This window comes from Brevibacterium sp. CT2-23B (assembly GCF_013168765.1).
GTDB classification, from domain to species: Bacteria; Actinomycetota; Actinomycetes; order Actinomycetales; family Brevibacteriaceae; genus Brevibacterium; species Brevibacterium sediminis.
In genome coordinates, this window is record NZ_JABBYK010000006.1 from 111,430 (window position 1) to 128,601 (window position 17,172).

The 17,172-nt window shown below is 65.9% G+C and carries 16 protein-coding genes; 4 read left to right on the top strand and 12 right to left on the bottom strand.

Features of this window, described 5'->3' with window-relative positions; translation table 11 throughout:
* Positions 1-43: 43 nt before the first annotated feature.
* From HIM68_RS15370 to HIM68_RS15380, 3 genes are read left to right on the top strand one after another with little or no spacing between them, the layout of a single operon-like run.
* On the top strand, positions 44-964 hold the full coding sequence (locus HIM68_RS15370) for a 1,4-dihydroxy-2-naphthoyl-CoA synthase (protein ID WP_101546793.1): 921 nt from the start codon (positions 44-46) through the stop codon (positions 962-964).
* A 25-nt stretch (positions 965-989) separates the two neighbouring features.
* Positions 990-2,222 (top strand): AMP-binding protein, encoded by a 1,233-nt coding sequence (locus tag HIM68_RS15375; RefSeq protein WP_172173696.1) that lies wholly within the window; start codon positions 990-992, stop codon positions 2,220-2,222.
* Positions 2,223-2,260: 38 nt separating this feature from the next.
* Complete coding sequence (locus tag HIM68_RS15380) at positions 2,261-3,193, top strand: 1,4-dihydroxy-2-naphthoate polyprenyltransferase (protein ID WP_062861278.1); 933 nt, start codon at positions 2,261-2,263, stop codon at positions 3,191-3,193.
* Between the two features lie 114 nt (positions 3,194-3,307).
* Here HIM68_RS15380 and HIM68_RS15385 read toward each other — a convergent pair whose 3' ends face one another.
* Entirely contained in the window at positions 3,308-3,598 is a 291-nt protein-coding gene (locus HIM68_RS15385; protein WP_101546796.1) for a DUF4229 domain-containing protein, read from the bottom strand.
* An 84-nt stretch (positions 3,599-3,682) separates the two neighbouring features.
* On the opposite strand from HIM68_RS15385, the gene HIM68_RS15390 reads away from it, so the two are divergent.
* Positions 3,683-4,126: a PLD nuclease N-terminal domain-containing protein gene (locus HIM68_RS15390; RefSeq protein WP_172173699.1), complete on the top strand. Its 444-nt coding sequence runs from the start codon at positions 3,683-3,685 to the stop codon at positions 4,124-4,126.
* A gap of 514 nt (positions 4,127-4,640) precedes the next feature.
* On the opposite strand, the gene ccsB is transcribed toward HIM68_RS15390, so the two are convergent.
* The 11 genes from ccsB to HIM68_RS15445 form a co-directional block, all read right to left on the bottom strand.
* Positions 4,641-5,645: a c-type cytochrome biogenesis protein CcsB gene (ccsB, locus tag HIM68_RS15395; RefSeq protein ID WP_139907266.1), complete on the bottom strand. Its 1,005-nt coding sequence runs from the start codon at positions 5,643-5,645 to the stop codon at positions 4,641-4,643.
* Positions 5,646-5,800: 155 nt separating this feature from the next.
* A complete protein-coding gene (locus tag HIM68_RS15400) occupies positions 5,801-7,468 on the bottom strand; it encodes a cytochrome c biogenesis protein ResB (RefSeq protein ID WP_367647562.1) in 1,668 nt (555 codons plus the stop codon).
* Entirely contained in the window at positions 7,468-8,232 is a 765-nt protein-coding gene (locus HIM68_RS15405; protein ID WP_139468605.1) for a cytochrome c biogenesis CcdA family protein, read from the bottom strand. The genes HIM68_RS15400 and HIM68_RS15405 overlap by 1 nt, the downstream gene beginning before the upstream one ends.
* Entirely contained in the window at positions 8,229-8,828 is a 600-nt protein-coding gene (locus HIM68_RS15410) for a TlpA disulfide reductase family protein (RefSeq protein WP_139468606.1), read from the bottom strand. The genes HIM68_RS15405 and HIM68_RS15410 overlap by 4 nt, the downstream gene beginning before the upstream one ends.
* Complete coding sequence (locus HIM68_RS15415; RefSeq protein WP_172173702.1) at positions 8,825-9,466, bottom strand: histidine phosphatase family protein; 642 nt, start codon at positions 9,464-9,466, stop codon at positions 8,825-8,827. The genes HIM68_RS15410 and HIM68_RS15415 overlap by 4 nt, the downstream gene beginning before the upstream one ends.
* Positions 9,463-10,824 carry a glutamate-1-semialdehyde 2,1-aminomutase gene (gene hemL, locus HIM68_RS15420; RefSeq protein ID WP_172173705.1) on the bottom strand — a complete coding sequence of 454 codons (1,362 nt, stop codon included), beginning with the start codon at positions 10,822-10,824 and terminating at the stop codon, positions 9,463-9,465. Before hemL ends, HIM68_RS15415 begins: the two co-directional genes overlap by 4 nt.
* A gap of 69 nt (positions 10,825-10,893) precedes the next feature.
* Positions 10,894-11,361, bottom strand: coding sequence for a MarR family winged helix-turn-helix transcriptional regulator (locus HIM68_RS15425; RefSeq protein WP_139468609.1), 468 nt, complete (start codon positions 11,359-11,361; stop codon positions 10,894-10,896).
* Positions 11,361-12,389, bottom strand: a complete 1,029-nt coding sequence (hemB, locus tag HIM68_RS15430) for a porphobilinogen synthase (protein WP_172173708.1) — start codon at positions 12,387-12,389, stop codon at positions 11,361-11,363. Before hemB ends, HIM68_RS15425 begins: the two co-directional genes overlap by 1 nt.
* A gap of 1 nt (position 12,390) precedes the next feature.
* On the bottom strand, positions 12,391-13,995 hold the full coding sequence (locus HIM68_RS15435; RefSeq protein WP_172173711.1) for a uroporphyrinogen-III synthase: 1,605 nt from the start codon (positions 13,993-13,995) through the stop codon (positions 12,391-12,393).
* Positions 13,992-16,469, bottom strand: coding sequence for a glutamyl-tRNA reductase (gene hemA, locus HIM68_RS15440; RefSeq protein ID WP_172173714.1), 2,478 nt, complete (start codon positions 16,467-16,469; stop codon positions 13,992-13,994). The genes HIM68_RS15435 and hemA overlap by 4 nt, the downstream gene beginning before the upstream one ends.
* The gene (locus HIM68_RS15445; protein WP_172173717.1) at positions 16,466-17,161 is read right to left on the bottom strand and encodes a redox-sensing transcriptional repressor Rex; all 696 of its coding nucleotides are present in this window, start codon (positions 17,159-17,161) and stop codon (positions 16,466-16,468) included. The genes hemA and HIM68_RS15445 overlap by 4 nt, the downstream gene beginning before the upstream one ends.
* Positions 17,162-17,172 lie beyond the last annotated feature (11 nt).

A 17,172-nucleotide genomic window follows, 5' to 3' on the forward strand; every position in this document is an offset into this window, starting at 1 on the left:
GGCCCCGAACCTGACCTCAACGACCAAGCGCTAGGCTGGGGTCATGACGGTTTCTGAAATCTTCGACCCTTCTGCTTGGCGCGAAGTCTCCGGCTTCGACTTCACCGATATCACTTACCATCGGGCCATCGACCCCGCCACCGGCAACGACATCGGCTGTGTGCGCATCGCCTTCGACCGCCCAGAAGTCCGCAATGCCTTCCGTCCGCACACCGTCGACGAGCTCTACCGCGCCCTCGACCATGCCCGCCAGACCTCCGACGTCGGCGCCGTGCTGCTCACCGGCAACGGCCCGAGCGAGAAGGACGGCGGTTGGGCCTTCTGCTCCGGCGGCGACCAGCGCATCCGCGGCCGCTCCGGCTACCAGTACGCCTCCGGTGAGACCCGTGAAAGCGTCGATCCGGCTCGTGCCGGCCGCCTTCACATCCTCGAGGTCCAGCGCCTCATCCGCACCATGCCGAAGGTCGTCATCGCCGTCGTCCCCGGCTGGGCAGCCGGCGGAGGCCACAGCCTCCACGTCGTCTGCGATATGACGATCGCCTCACGCGAACACGCGAAGTTCAAGCAGACCGATGCCGATGTCGGCTCCTACGACGCCGGCTACGGTTCCGCCTACCTGGCGAAGATGGTCGGGCAGAAGAAAGCCCGCGAGATCTTCTTCCTCGGCCGCACCTACTCCGCGCAGGAGATGGCCGATATGGGTGCCGTCAACGAAGTCGTCGACCACGCCGATCTCGAGACCGCAGCCCTGCAGATGGCGCGGGAGATCCTAGGCAAGTCACCGAACGCGCAGCGCATGCTCAAGTTCGCCTTCAACCTCGTCGACGACGGGCTCGTCGGCCAGCAGGTCTTCGCCGGAGAAGCCACCCGACTGGGCTATATGACCGACGAAGCGGTCGAAGGCCGCGACGCCTTCCTCGAAAAGCGCGATCCCGACTGGTCGCCGTTCCCCTGGTACTACTGAGCGGCCGGTTCCCATAACTGTGTCCATGCGCGAACTCAGCCCTCACGAGCTGCCCGAGGCGATTGATCGGGCACTGACCAGGACCTCGATCCTCATCCTCCCCTCGGATCGGGACGGTGCCGTCACCGAGGCGTCCCCGGGCAAGTGGGCAGGACCTGGTCCCGCTCCGGCCCTCATCCTCTTCACCTCCGGGTCGACAGGGAAAGCGAAAGCGGTGGCGTTGTCAGCAGACGCGCTGACAACCTCGGCCCAGGCGACCGAACGGTTCCTCTCGGGGCCGGGTGACTGGCATCTGTGCCTGCCGGTCAACCACATCGCCGGGTTCCAAGTCGAACTGCGCGCCCGTCTGGCGGGCCGCGCCCCGGTCAGGGCCGCCTCAGCGAGGTTCACCGCCCAGTCATTCGCCGCCGAGGTCGCGACTCTGCTGGAACGGGCGGGCGACCGACCGACGTACACCTCGCTCGTGCCCACCCAGCTCCACCGCATCCTCGAGGACGACGCGGCGACCGCGGCAGCCGCACGGATCACGCACATCCTCCTCGGCGGGGCGGCGATCTCACCGTCCCTGCTCGAGCGCGCCGAGGCCGCGGGCCTGGCGATCGTACGGACTTACGGGATGAGCGAGACGGCGGGCGGCTGCGTCTATGACGGGGTTCCGTTCGACGGCGTCGACGTCACCATCACCGAGGCGGGAACGATCGATCTGAGCGGCCCCGTCGTCGCCGACGGCTACGTCGAGATCGGCATCGACGGAACCATCAGACCGGTCGAGTCCCCCGCCTTCACCGTCGACGAGGCGGGACGGCGGATCATGCACACCAGCGATCTGGGTCGGATCGATTCCGGTGTGCTCAGCGTGCTCGGTCGAGCCGACGACATCATCGTCTCCGGGGGCACGAACGTCTCCCCGCACGCTCTGGAAACCGGCCTGCTGCCGAGCTGGCAGAAGGCGGGAGTCGAGGAGATGCTCGTGACCTGGGTGCCCGACGAGGAATGGGGCAGACGGATCGTCGCGCTCGTTCGCCTCGCCGACGGCGGAGGTGGTGTCGGAGCCGAGGATCCGCAAGAATCGGCACAGAGACTCAACGCCCTCGATCACGGGATGACGGGGCAGCTGCTGCCGCAGCTCGTCTTCGCGGTCGCCGAGATTCCGAACCGGTCGATCGGCAAACCCGATCGCCAGGCGGCGGCCCGCATCGCCGCCGATCTCATCGCGCGTGATGCGAATACCCATACCGGTGAACTACCGGTAACATAAGACGGCTCCACAATTCGACAGGAAGGTGAGCGAGGACTATGGCTGATGCCGCCCAGTGGATTTCTGGAGCTCGACTGCGAACTCTGCCCCTGGCTCTCGCACCCGTCCTCATCGGAACCGGCGCCGCGATCGGATCGCTCGGCGGATTCACCGCCTTCATCCTCGACGACATCTCGGGCAAGGACGACCACGTCAGCTTCGGACAGATCCTGCTGCGCGGATTCCTCGCTCTCCTCGTCTCCCTGTGCCTGCAGATCGGCTCGAACTACGCCAACGACTACTCCGACGGCATCCGCGGCACCGATGACGAACGTGTCGGACCAGTCCGTCTCACCGCGACCGGACTGGCCGAACCTCACGAGGTCAAACGGGCCGCCTTCATCTTCTTCGGCCTGGCCGGAGTCGCGGGCATCGTGCTCATCCTCATTTCACAGGCCTGGTGGTTCCTCGTCGTAGGAGCCGCAGCCGTCGCCGCCGCCTGGTTCTATACCGGGGGCAAACGACCATATGGTTATATGGGCCTCGGCGAGGTCTTCGTGTTCGTGTTCTTCGGACTCGTGGCGACCTTGGGCACGATGTGGATGCAGGTCGGTCATCTCAGCCTCAGCGGCTGGGCCGGTGCCGTGGCAATCGGGTCTCTGGCCTCGGCTGTGCTCATGGTCAACAACCTCCGCGATATCCCGACAGACATCGAGGCAGACAAGATCACCCTGGCCGTGAGGATGGGCGACAATGCCGCACGCATCGCCTATGCGGTGCTCGTGCTGCTGCCATTCGCGCTGCTGGCGCTGGCGATCCTCGACGGACATCCCGCCGTGGCCCTGGCGATCCTTGCCCTCGTCCCAGCACTCAACCCACTCAAGACGGTGCTCAGCGGCACAACGGGCCCTGGCCTGATTCCGCCGATCAAATCCACTGGATTGACCGGTTTGGCCTTCTCCGCACTGATGGGTCTCGGCCTGGCACTCTGAGGCATTTCAGTGCTGACGCCTGGCGTTCCAAGGATCAGCGCGCTGAAAGGCCCCAGCTCATTCGGATCTGAGCCGGCTCAGCCGAGCCGCAGCTCATTCGGCTGAGCCACAAGTTCATTTGGACTGGTCGCCGTCTTCTCCAAGGCGCTCCTCGACGATCTCATCTTCTGCCGCTTCATCGGCGCCGACGCGCTTGGGCTTGGAGGCTCGCTTGGCGACCTTCGCTTCGATCTCGGTCGCTGCTTGGGCGCGCATCTTGCCGAGCAAGAGGTAGCTCAGCAGCGCGCCGATGATGATGGCGGCGATCGCCATGACGAGATTGAAGCCGAGGAACGGGAACAGAACGAGGCCGGCGGCGATGATGAGGCCGAAGCGAGCGAGTGTGTAGAGCCAGAAGGTGCGCATTGAACTCATTTTAGCCTCCGATCGTGACAGTCTTGTCACCGCCCGCTGGAGGCCGCGCTCAGGTTGGTGGACTATCCTTGTTGCATGGCTCGACTACTCATTGCCGCGATCGTCCTGGCGGCAGCGGTGACACTGTACGGACTCTTCGATTGCCTGTTGCGCGATCGGGGTCTGATTCGAGTCCTGCCCAAACCTGTATGGGCACTCATCATCCTCTTCATTCCCGTCCTCGGGTTCATCCTCTGGTATCTGTTCGGACGCGGTTCGGAAGACAAGCCCACCCGCGGCACCCGCCCTCGCGGTCAGGTCGCCCCGGATGATGATCCGGACTATCTGCGACAGGTCGATCGCGAACTCAAGCTCGGCAAGCATGCGCCTCCGGCTCAGGACAACGACGAGAAGGAATCTCCGCGCGATGATTCTGCCGAGTCAGATGATGACGGTGATCCTGCTGATTCCGCCGCCGATACGTCAGCCGACTCCGACGACCGGGGTACCAAGGGAGACGGCCGCGGCCGCTCGAACTGAGCACATCCTCGGCGCACTTTCGCCTCATCGGTGCGAGACCATCTTCGCGTGCTGACCCATCTGGTGTGCGAGACCATCCTCGCGTGGTGACGCCCCTGGTGTGCGAGACCATCCCCGCGTGAAGACGTCTCCGCGGTAAGAGACCCCCGCGGGCCAACTCCTGCTGTGAAGCAGACAAGTCTTCGCGGACAAGCAGCTTCCCGCTCTCACCCCCTGCCGCAGCCGCGCCGCACTGCCGCTGTTCGACAACGGCATCGATATCGCAGGCGCGTTGCCATGCTGCGATTCAACGAATAGTCATTGCTTTCTCTGAAATACACACTGAGGAACGTCGTGATTTCAGAGCAGCCCGAGCCGAAACGGTCGTCCGCCGCCAGATCACGGCATCGAATCAGCACGCAAACGGCCCAGTCTGAGGCGGAGAGCCCTGTTTCAAACATGGGCTGTTCGCCTCAGACTGGGCCGTCAGCAGAATTCGGCTACGTCAGAGCGGCTTTGAGAGCGACCCAGCGCCTCAGTCGAGCCCGGAGTACGAGTGCAGGCCGTTGAAGTACATGTTCACGACGGTGAAGTTGAAGATCACCGAGGCGATGCCGATGAGGTTGAGCACAGCCACCTTCGTCGGGCCCCAACCGCGGGTCGCACGAGCGTGCAAGTACGCGGCGTAGATGACCCAGACGACGAACGTCCAGATCTCCTTCGAGTCCCAGCCCCAGTAACGGCTCCAGGCCACTTCGGCCCAGATGGCACCGGCAATGAGTGTGAACGTCCAGGTGATGAAGCCGACTGCCGCGATCCGGTAGGAGATCCGCTCGAGGTCGGTGCTCGAGGGCAGACGGTGGAGGAACCGCAGCCACTTCGGATCCTTGGTCTCGTGCACGCTCTTCAGGATCTGGAAGACCGCCAGGATCGCAGAGATGTAGAGGAGGGAGGTCGAGAGGATCGCGATCGGCACGTGGATGGCGATCCAGTACGAATCCAGCGCTGGGATGAGCTTGGCGGCAGGCGTGTAGAAGACGGTGATCGCCAGTCCCAGGCACAGCAGCACTCCCCCGGAGACGAATGTTCCCAGGTAGCGCACGTCCTTCTTCGTCAGCACGACGAGGAAGACGATGACGGTGATCGCGGTGGCGGTGAGGACGTACTCCATCATGTTGCCCCACGGCACGCGGGAGACAGACAGGGCCCGGGTGAGCACGCCGCCGACGTGCAGCAGCATGGCGAGCACGAGCAGCGAGGTGCCGATGCGGGCTCCGCGGTGCTTGTTCTTCCGGGACGACTTCACCGTCGCGGAGTCATCGTCGCCGGGCCGGTCGAGGACGGCAGTCGTCGCCGTCTTCCGGTTCGTCCGCCGCACCGTGCTGGCCTTGGCCGAGGTGGCGACCTCGGCTTCGGAGGTCTTGAGCTCACGCGCGCCGAAGAGATCGAAGGCGTAGAAGATCATGGCGACGGCGTAGACGATCATCGCCGAGATGATCAGCTGGTTCGACCACATTGCGAGGTCAGTGTTGACGTCCATTCATCCTCCGCACCGCTGAAGTGCTCTTCTGTCGCAGGTTGCTGCTGCCAGACTCTCTGTCTGACCACATGTCGGTGCGCGCCCTGCCGACTCCGTGACGAAGCCACCGGCGACGCGCACTCCGCGGCTATTCTACTCCGCGTAGTACTTCGGGTTCATCTTTCGTCGTCGTCACCGTGCTCACCCTCATCGGGTTCCGGATCGCGCAGGTCCTTGACCAGGTCATCGACGGCACGCTCGACCATCGGATCCTCACCGCGGGCCAGGGCGGCCACCTCGGCGTCGCCGTTCTTGATCCGCACCCATACGCGTCGGCGGGGAATGAACAGGGACAGGCCGAGCCCAGCCAGGACGAGGATCGCGCTGATGAGCATGAGCGCCTGTGTCGGGTCCTGGGAGATGTCGACGGCGATGTACTTCTTGACTCCGTCGAAGGTCACCGAACCGCCGTTCGGCAGCTTCTGCGTCTCCCCCTCGGCGAGCTGGATGACGAGCGGGTTGCCCGACTCGTCAGTCATCTCCGTCATGTTCTCTGCGTCGAGGGAGTACACGGACTGCGGGACTCCGGAATCGAGGCCGAGGTCGCCGGTGTACCCGCTCATCACGAGGTAGGGGTTGCGCAGCTCGGCGAAGCTCGAGATCAGCTCACCGTCCTCATTCTGCGCGGCCGTCGGCAGGAACACCCCGACGAAGCCCATCTGCGTGCCGGCCGAGTCCGGGACCTTGATGACGCCCTCGGACGTGTAACCGGGGTCCCCTCCGTCCGGGATGAACACCTGCGGACCGGACTGGACGATATCGCCCTTCGCATCACGCACGGTCACCTCGGGGGCGTAGCCGTTGCCGGTGAGATAGACGCCGACGCCGCCCACGCGCACCGGTTCGTTGACCTTGAGGACGTGCGATTCGGTCGTCCCGTCCGCCGTCGTCGTCACCTTCGCATCGAAGGTGCGCGGCTGACCGAACTGGTTGCCCGCCGCCTGATCGTCGAAGGTGGAGGTGAAGGAGTCGAGCTTGAGCCGGAAATCCGGCAGATTGTCGGCATCGTAGTAGGAGCCGGGTTCGAAGGAATCGTAGGAGACCAGCGAATTCGAGAACGTCTCCCCCTCGACGAGGATGCGCTGACCCTCGTAGCCGAACAGCGATCCGATCGCCATCGTCAGGGTCGCCATGAGCAGCGCGATGTGGAAGACGAGGTTGCCGGTCTCGCGGAGATAGCCGCGTTCGGCGGCGATGTGATCGGACTGGCGGTTGATGCGGTACCCCGACTTCTTCAGCCGAGCCTCCGCTGCATCGAGGAGCGCCTCATCCGCATCCTCACGGGTCTCTGCGTCTGCCTGCGCCGAGGTGAAGGTGGCGTATCCGGGCATCCGGGACAGCCGCCTCGGTGCTTTGGGCGGGGACGAGCGCATCGCCTTCCAGTGCTGCTTCGTCCGCGGGATGATGCAGCCGATGAGGGAGATCATCAGCAGCAGATAGATCGCGGAGAACCACACCGAGGAGTAGACGTCGAACATCTGGATGGTGTCGAGGAACTGTCCCCAGGCACCGTTGTTCTCCAGGAAGGTGTTCACCCGGCCCGGGTCCTGGATCCGCTGCGGCAGCAGAGATCCCGGGATCGAGGCCAGGGCGAGGATGAGCAAGAGGATCAGTGCCACACGCATCGTCGTCAGCTGGGTCCAGGCCCACCGGCACATGCCGATGAACCCGAGCTGCGGCTGCGTCACGGTCGACTTCGCGGCAGGCTTGTCTCCCTGCTTCGCCGTCGTCTTCGCACCCGATTTCGGCTGTGTCTTCTCCGAGCCTTCGGTTGAGCCCGCCACTAGATCACCACTTCGAATCCATTGATGAGACCTTGCAGAGAGGTCATCCACATGTTCCATACGCCGCTGGCCATGAGCACACCGAGGATGATGAGCATGATGCCCCCGGCCCGCACGATCGCGGTCTGATGCTTGCGCACCCAAACGAGTCGCCCCGCGCCCTTGTGGATCGCCAGCGCCAGGAGGATGAACGGGATGCCCAGGCCGAGACAGTAGACGAAGGCCAACAGCGCTCCGCGCCAGATCATCCCGTCACCGCCGAAGCTCACAGACATGCTCAGCACCGCCGACAGGGTCGGTCCCACACAGGGCGCCCATCCGAGGGCGAAGGTCGCTCCGAGCACCGGTGCGCCCCAGAGTCCGGCCTTCGGTCTGGCGCGGATTCGACGTTCGTTCTGCAGCAGACCGAATCCGCCCATGAACACGAACCCGGCAAGGATGACGATGACGCCGAGGACGCGCAGGATGACCGACTGCCATTGGGAGAACAGCGCTCCCAGCGCGGAGAAGCTGGTCCCCAGCAGCACGAAGACGACGGTGAAGCCGAGGACGAACAGGCTGATGCCCACGACCACTCGCCACGTCTGCTTGTCCCTCAGCGATGATCCGGACAGCCCGGTGACGTACCCGACATAGCCGGGGACCAGGGGCAGCACGCACGGGGAGGCGAACGAGACGAGTCCGGCCAGGGCCGCTGCGCCGGCAGCCAGCAGCAGCGGGCCGGAGAGGACGGTCTGGGCGAAGTCCGCCCCGAGTCCACTCACTCGGCCAGCACGTCCTCGATGAGTCCCTTGAGAGTCGAGGCATCGATCTCACCGACGACTCTGGCCGCGGCGCGGCCCTTCGCGTCGAGGACCACCGTCGAAGGGGTGGCCTGCGGGGGCAGGACTCCGGAGAGCAGAGACACCATCTCACCGTTCGAATCGAGCATGTTCGGGTACGGCACCTGGTAATTCTGGATGAACGCGTTGGCCGCAGCCTCCTGGTCACGGACGTTGACGCCGATGAACTGGGCCTTGTCCCCGAATTCCTCGGACACGGACTTCAGGTCCGGGGCTTCCTTCCGGCACGGCGGGCACGCCGCGTACCAGAGGTTGACGACGACCGGGGTGGGACGCAGATCGGCCAGGGACATCGACTTTCCGTCGAGGGTCTCGAAGCTCAGATCGAGGGGTTCGCCGCGGTCCTCGGCCGCCACCTGCGAGACGACTCCCGAGCCGGAGACGTACCCCTGGTCGGATCCGGCCTGATCGGCCAGCTCATCGTTCTCGCTGCAGGCGCTGAGCGCCAGGGCCGTTCCGGCGGCGAGTGCCGAGGTGAAGAGGGCCCGACGGTTGAGGGAACGGCGTCCGAAGCTCATGCTCCCGCCACCGCGGTGCCCGGCTGCAGATCCGCACAGATGCTCTCATATCTCACGGACACCAGTGTGGAGGAATCGAATGTGAAACTGGTGATAGAAGCCAGGTCACATTCGCGTCTGCGCGGGTCGTGGACGAGCGAACGTCCCTCCCCCGACAGGCGCGTCATCCAGATCGGCAGCTGGTGGGAGACGATGACTCCTTCGGCGTCCGGACCGTGAAGGTCGAGCTTGGCTCTCAGACTGGCCATCGCGGCCCGCATGCGCAGCACGATCTGCTTGTACGGCTCTCCCCAGGACGGGGTGAGCGGGTTGTAGAGGCGCACCAGGTTCTTCGGCTCGGCCAGCCGACGCGCATTGAGCTTCTGTCCCTCGAAGGAATTCGCCGCCTCGATGACCCGGTCGTCGTCGAACACCGGCAGGTCGAGGGACTTCGACAGCGGACGAATCGTCTGCTGTGCCCGCAGCAGCGGGGAGGCCACGAGTTCTACCGGACGAGTGGGCGCGGCGTGGAAGTGCTCGGCCACGCGCACGGCCATCTCGTGTCCGCGCTCGGTGAGACCGAAATGCGGCAGACGCCCGTAGAGGATGCCGTCGGGGTTGTCGACTTCGCCATGACGGACGAGGTGGATGGTGGTCATGACTGCGCCTTCCCGGCCTCCGGAACCGCGGCCGCTGCCATGGCCGCCGCCGGCAGGGCGCTGATGATCCGGTCGAGGATCTCATCGGTGTGGGCGTAGGACAGGAACCAGGCTTCGAACGCGCTCGGGGGCATATGGATGCCCTGATCGAGCATGGCGTTGAAGAAGGCGGTGTAGCGGTCGACGTTCTGAGCCCGTGCCTGGTCGTAGTTCGTCACGTCGGTGTCGGTGAAGAACACGGAGAACATCGAGTTCGCCGACTGGATGACGTGGGCGACGCCCTCAGCTTCCAGGCTTGCAGCGACGGCCGGGCGCAGAATGTCCGCGGCACGACCGATGTGCGAGTACACGTCGAGTTCGGTCGTCAGCTTGAGCGTGGCCAGACCGGCAGCGGTGGCCACCGGATTGCCCGAGAGCGTTCCGGCCTGGTAGACGGGGCCGGAGGGGGCGAGGTGGGCCATGATCTCGGCGCGACCGCCGAAGGCCGCTGCCGGGAAGCCGCCGCCCATGACCTTGCCGAAGGTGAACAGGTCGGCCGGGCCCTCCGGGTAGCCGAGAGTCTCGGACTCATAGCCGTACCAGCCGGCGGCGGAGACGCGGAAACCGGTCATCACTTCGTCGCTGATCATCAGCGCACCGTGGGCATTGGTCAGCCGGCGGATGGTGTTCGTGAAACCGTCGCGGGGAGGCACGACGCCCATATTGCCGGGACTGGCCTCGGTGATGACGCAGGCGATGTCCTCACCGTGTTCGGCGAATACGGCTTCGAGACCGGCGGCGTCGTTGTAGTCGACGACGATCGTGTCCTGTGCCTGGGCTCCGGTGACTCCGGGTGTGTCGGGCAGAGAGAAGGTGGCCAGCCCGGAGCCGGCCTGGGCCAGCAGCGAGTCGACGTGACCGTGGTAGCAGCCGGCGAACTTCACGACCTTGGACCGTCCCGTGTAACCGCGGGCCAGACGGATCGCCGACATCGTCGCCTCGGTGCCCGAGGACACGAGGCGCACCTGGTCGACGGGATCGACGCGGCGCACGATCTCCTCGGCGAGTTCGACCTCACCGGTCGACGGGGTGCCGAAGGAGAATCCCTTGACGGCGGCTTCCTGGACGGCGGCGACGACCTCGGGGCGGGAGTGGCCCATGATCATCGGACCCCAGGATCCGATGAGGTCGATGTAGTCGTTGCCGTCGGCGTCGCGCAGCCACGCACCGGTCGCCTCGGTGATGAAACGGGGGGTTCCGCCGACGGCCTTGAACGCGCGGACCGGGGAGTTCACACCGCCGGGGATGACCGCCTCGGCGCGGGTGAAGAGGGCGGCGGACCGATCGGTGGTGTGACCGTTCGTCTCTGCTGTCGTCATGGTTCTCCTCTGATTCTTCGCGGGTCGGGTTTCGTCCCGGGATCGTTCTCAGTGATGCGTGGGGACGGCTCAGGAGCCGTCGATGTCGCTCATATGGTCGAAGACTTTGGTGAAGATCCGCCCCAGGGTCTCCATCTCCTCGGGGTCGAGGAGATCGACGAGGTGGCTGCGGACTCCGGCGACATGGTCGGGGGCCGCGGCTCGCAGCAGCTGCCATCCGGCCTCGGTCATCACGCAGTTGACCCCTCGGCCGTCCTCGGGGATGGCGGAGCGCTCGAGCAGTCCGCGCTTCTCCATTCGGGCGACGCTGTGGGTCAGTCGTGATCGGGACATCGTCGTATCGGTGGCCAGCAGCGCCATCCGCATCGTCCGGTCGTCGTGTTCGGACAGACGCACGAGGATCTCGTATTCGGGCAGACCGATGCCGTGCTTCTCACGCAGCTCCTTGTCCAGCTGTGTGCTGAGCAGCTGAGAGCCGTTGAGGTAGCTGCGCCAGGCCCTCTGGTCAATTGCCGACAGCCAGCGAGGCTCGGTCATCACCGGCCTCCGTCGGCACTGCGGTTCGACTGGTGGCCTGCGGCCTCGGACTGGAGGCGCTGGGCGACCTCGGTTGCCCAATAGGTGAGGATCGCATCGGAACCGGCACGTTTGAAGGCGATGAGGGACTCCTCGATCGCCTTCTCCCGGTCGATGGCTCCGGCGGCGGCCGCGAACTCGATCATCGCGTATTCTCCGGATACCTGGTAGGTCCATACGGGCACGATGGATTCCTGGGCCACCTCGGCGAGCACGTCGAGATACGGCAGACCCGGCTTGACCATGACGATGTCGGCACCTTCGGCCAGGTCGAGGCCGAGTTCGCGCAGCGCCTCGCGACCGTTCGCGGGATCCTGCTGGTAGGTCTTGCGGTCGCCCTTGAGCTCGGAGTCGACGGCTTCGCGGAAGGGACCGTAGAAGGCGGAGGCGTACTTCGCGGTGTACCCCATGACGACGGTGTCGGTGAATCCGGCGGCGTCGAGGGCTTCCCGGCAGTAAGCGACCTGGCCGTCCATCATGCCTGACAGCCCGAGCACCTCGGCCCCGGCGCGAGCTTGGGCCAGCGCCATCGAGGCGTAGCGGTCGAGGGTGGCGTCGTTGTCGACCGCACCGGCCTCGTCGAGGACTCCGCAGTGGCCGTGGGAGGTGTATTCGTCGAGGCACAGGTCCGCCATGATCACGGTGTCATCGCCGAATTCGCCGGCCAGCAGCGACAGCGCCCGGTTGAGGATGCTGTCGGGGTCATCGGCCTGTGAGCCGATCTCATCCTTGTGTTCGGGGATGCCGAAGAGCATGAGTCCGCCGACTCCGGCCGCCACCGCTTCTCGGGCTGCCTCGAGCAGTGAGTCCATCGTGTGCTGGACGACTCCGGGCATTCCGCCCAGCGGCAGAGGTTCGCTCAGGCCCTCCTTGACGAACATCGGAAGGATGAGCTCGGTCGGGTGGAGTCGCACCTCGGAGACGAGGCGACGCAGTGCCGGGGTCGACCGCAGCCGACGGGGACGGACGGTTCCGGGAACCAATGACATGTCAGGCCTTCCTTCTGCGGCGCTTCTGGCTCGGACGCTGCGGGGAGATCCCGGCTTCCACGTCATCGGCGCGCTGGGTGAGTGCGAATTCGACGAGACCGTCGATGAGAGAGGTGAGGTTGGCTTCCTCGGCAAGGACGTCGACGCGCAGTCCGTGTTCGGCTGCAGTGTTCGCCGTTGCCGGGCCGATGCAGCAGATCACCGAGGTGGGGGCGGGTTTGCCGGCGATGCCGACGAGGTTGCGCACCGTCGATGAGGAGGTGAAGAGGAAGGCGTCGAAGTCTCCGGCCTTGATCGACTCGCGGATCGGAGCCGGCGGCGGAGAGGCGCGGACGGTGCGGTAGGCGGTGACGTCGTCGGGGTCCCACCCCTTCTCCAGCAGTCCGGCCACAAGCACCTCGGTGGCGATATCGGCACGAGGCAGGAGGACCGTGTTCATCGGGTCGATGTCATCGACGAAGTCCGGCCAGGCCGCGGCCAGCCCGCGTGCGGAGTGCTCCCCGTCGGGGACGAGGTCGGGGGTGATCCCCCAGTCGACCAGCGCTGCCGCGGTGCGCCCGCCCACGGCGGCGACCTTGACGCCGGCCATCGAACGGGAATCGAGTCCGAAGTCTTCGAACCACATGCGCACGGCACGCACGGCGTTCACCGAGGTGAAGCCGACCCATTCGTAGGATCCGTCGACGAGGCCGCGGATCGCCTTCTCCATCTGGGTCGGGGTGCGCGGCGGCTGCACGGCGATGGTCGGCACCACAGTGCCGACGGCGCCGAGCTCGGCCAGGGCTTCGGCGGTGGAGGTGCCCTGTTCCTTCGTCCGCGGGATGAGCACCTGCCAGCCGAAGAGCGGTTTGGATTCGAACCAGCTGAGCTCTCCTCTGGATTCCACTCCCTGCCCCATGATCACCACCATACGATCCGAACCTGTCTGCGCCATGGACAGCGCCTGCTGCAAAGTCGTCTCCACGCTCGTCTGCTCGATGGTGGAGATCCCCCACCCGAGGAGGACCTTCGTGCCCTCGTCCCAGCCGTCGGCGAGCAGGGCTTCGATGGCCTGTTCGTGGGCGGCTGCGCTGCCGGTGAGCACGTGGGTCGTGTTCCGGTGGCGGGAGACGTCGACATGGGTCTGCGGTCCAGCTTCGATGAAACGCACCGACCGGACGCGGTTGGTCGTCAGAGCCGTTCCGGTGTAGGCAGCCGTCGAGGCGGAGAGTCCCACTCCGGGCACGATTTCGACCTCGACCTGTTCCTTGCGGCAGACTCCGGCTTCCGCTGTCGTCGTGGTGAAGATGATTCCGTCGTCCGAGCTCAGCCGCACCACGGTCTTGTCCGGGCGGGCGAGTTCGGCCATGCGGCGACCTCGGGTCGAGGCGGCGACTCCGAGGTCGGCGGCATCGATGAGCGTTGCGGCCTGCGGCACATAGGCGGTGACGATCTCCGAGTGCACATCGGCGTCATAGACGACGGTTTCGGCGGTGGCGAGGATCTCGGCGCCGCGCATCGTCATCAGACCCGATTCGCCGGGCCCGCTGCCGATGAAGACGACGCGCGGAGCAGCCGGCAGGAGTCGGCGCGGCTGCACCTGGCCCGTTGTCAGTTCGCTGTTCATCCCTGCTCCTGAGCCTTGACGGGGGTGAGGTGTTCGGCGCTGGCGGCCGGGTCGATGCCGAGCCGTCCCAGAAGATCCTCGGCCGCCGCGGTGCCGAGTTCGTCGGCGATACGGGCGAGTTCTTTCGCGGTCACCGACAGCTGCTGCTCGCCGGTGCTGCTCCAGTCGACGTCGAGCAGGGCGGGCAGCTCGGTGCTCTGACGCGTGCGGGCGAGCTTGCCGTCATCATCGGCCATCACGGCGTCGACGATGAACTCGGTGCCCTCGATCTTCGCCAGCGCGCCGATCGGAGCCGAACAGCCGGCTTCGGCACGGGAGAGGATCGCGCGCTCGCAGGTCACGGCGAGGTCGGTCGTCTGGTCGTGGATCCGGCGCAGAGCCGCCCGCACCTCGGCGTCGCTGTCGAGGATGTCCGCGGTGGTGGCGAAGGCGCTGTCGGCGCTGCGAGTCTCGACCGCCAAGGCTCCCTGGCCCGGGGCCGGGAGCATGACATCGAAGTTGAGCGAATCGGTGGCCTCGGCCAGCCGCCCGATGCGACGCACTCCGGCGGCGGCGAGGACGACTGCGTCGAGGCGGCCGTCGCGGACATGGGCGATGCGGGTGTCGACGTTTCCACGCACTCCGCGGACCTCGATATCGGGACGTGCGGCACGCAGCTGAACGGCACGACGCGGCGAACCGGTGCCGATGACGGACCCGGAAGGCAGGTCGTTCAGGCTCAGTCCGTCGCGGCCGATGAGGACGTCGGCCGGGTCGACGCGCGGTGGGATGGCTGCCATCTGGATTCCCGCCTCGGGGGTGGTGGGCAGGTCCTTGAGCGAGTGCACGGCCAGATCGATCTTGCCCTGGTGGAGGGCCTGTCGGACGGCGGAGACGAAGACTCCGGTGCCGCCGAAACCGGCCAGGGGCGACATATTGACATCGCCCTCGGTGACGACCTCGACGATCTCGACGCGCCAGCCGTTCAGAGCCGCGATCTGGTGGGCGATCGCCGTGGACTGGGACCGAGCCAGCTGTGACCGACGGGTGCCCAGACGCACGGTGCGGCCGGTGAAGTGTTCGGGTTCGACGATGTCGAGGGTGTGATCGGCGACCGGGCGGATGCCGTCGGCCTCGACATGATGCGCGCTGGCGGCCTTCGCGACCTTCGTCTCCGGAGCGGTCTTGGCGTGGGCGACCTTGTTGACCGGCAGGTCGAAGAGCTGCATGAGAGCCTGGGCGTAGTCGACCTCGGATTCGGTCACCGCGAGTTCCTTGACCTTCACGGTCGGGGTGTGGATGAGCTTCTCCGCCACCCGGTGCAGGGATTTGCGGATCTCTGCGAACGCCTTCTCGTCGACGGAGTCGCCGAGCTTCTTCTCCAGGCGCTGTGTCTCGGAGGCGAGCACATCTTTGGCATGGGAGCGCAGAGCGGTCACGGTCGGAGCGACCGAGCGCTCCTTGTTGCCGGTGGCGATGTTCTCCAGCTCAGCGGCGATGATGGCGCGGACTTCGTCGATGGTGCCGGCGACCTTCGCATCGCTTTCCTTATCGGAGCCGCGCAGCAGTTCGCGGATCTCGCCGAGGCCGAAGAGGGCGACATGTTCGAACTCGCGGACGCTGGGGTCGATGTCGTGCGGCAGGGCGAGGTCGATGAACGCCTTGTTCGCCGCGCCCTTGGGGTTCTGCGAGAGTCCGGCGACGATGTCGTCGCGGCTGACGACGACTCCGCGGGCACCGGTGCAGGAGACGATGAGGTCGGCGTCGGCGATCTCCTCGGCCATGATGCGCGGGGTGAGTTCGCGGGCACGTCCGCCCACCTCGGCGACGAGGCGTTCGGCCTTGTCGAGCGTCCGGTTGAGCACGGTGATGTGGGCGACGCCTTCCTTGTGCAGCCCGGACACGACGAGCCCCGACATGGCTCCGGCGCCGATGACGAGTGCATTCGCTGCACGCAGGGACCCGATGTGCGCGGCCGATGCCTCGATGCCTGCACCGAACAGGGACCGTGCGACGTCTCCGAGGTCGGTCTCCGAATGGGCGCGCTTGCCCACACGCAGCGCCTGCTGCAGCGCCTGGGAGAGTTCGGAGGTCAGTGCCTTGTCCGACTGCGATTCCGTGAACGCCGTCCGGAGCTGACCGAGGATCTGGGCTTCGCCGATGGCCATGGAGTCGAGTCCACAGGCGACCTTGAGCAGGTGCTCCATGGCCTGGTGGTCGTAGTGGGCGTAGAAGTGCCCGGCGATATCTGACCATTCTTTGTCGATCGACGACACGAGCGCGTTGCCGAGGTCGGCCAGTCCCCCGTGGAAGGCGGAGACGTCGGCGATGAGTTCGAGGCGATTGCACGTCGAGAGCACGGCGAGTCCCTCGATGTTCTCTCCGGCCAGGGCGTCCCGTCGCAGAGTGCCGACCTCACCGGCGCCGAAGGCCATTCGATCGAGCATGTCGATCGGAGCCGACTGATGTGAAATGCCGAGAACCAAGAGAGTCAATTCCTGTGCTCCTCAAAACCAGGGTTGAGCGGTGCCGTGTCCAGCGCCGAATAGTATGCGAGTACTTGCAGCTCACTGGCCAAGTCGACTTGATGGACACGCACGGTATCCGGTGCGTCGAGCACGGTGGGTGAGAAGTTGAGAATGCCGCGCACACCTGCTTCGACGGCCTTCTGGGCCGCCGCGGGTGCCGCGGCTGCGGGGACGGCCATGACCACCAGGTCGATGTGTTCGGACCAGGCGGGAAGGTCGTTCAGGGAAGAGACGGTCAGGGCACCGATGGAGGTGCCGATCTTCTCCTCGTCGATGTCGAAGACGGCGGTCAGACGCAGGCCGCGCCGACGGAATCCGGCGTAGTCGGCCAGTGCCGAGCCGAGACGTCCGGCGCCGATGATGGCGACGCGGCGGTCGCGGTCGAGGCCGAGGAAAGTCCGCAGGGTCGCGGCCAGCTCCGGACAGGAGTAGCCGACCCCACGGGTTCCCGATCGCCCCAGCTGGGAGAGGTCTTTGCGCAGAATCGACGGGGACACACCGCTGCGCGCGGCAAGGTCCTCCGACGAAACTGTGTCCTGGCCGGTGGCGGCAATCGTCTCGACGGTCTGCAGATAGATCGGGAGTCGGGATATCACGCGCTCGGGTACGTCCTTGCGAACGACACCCTCAATCCTGTTGGCGGACAGAATCTCGCCCACGAATCCGCCTC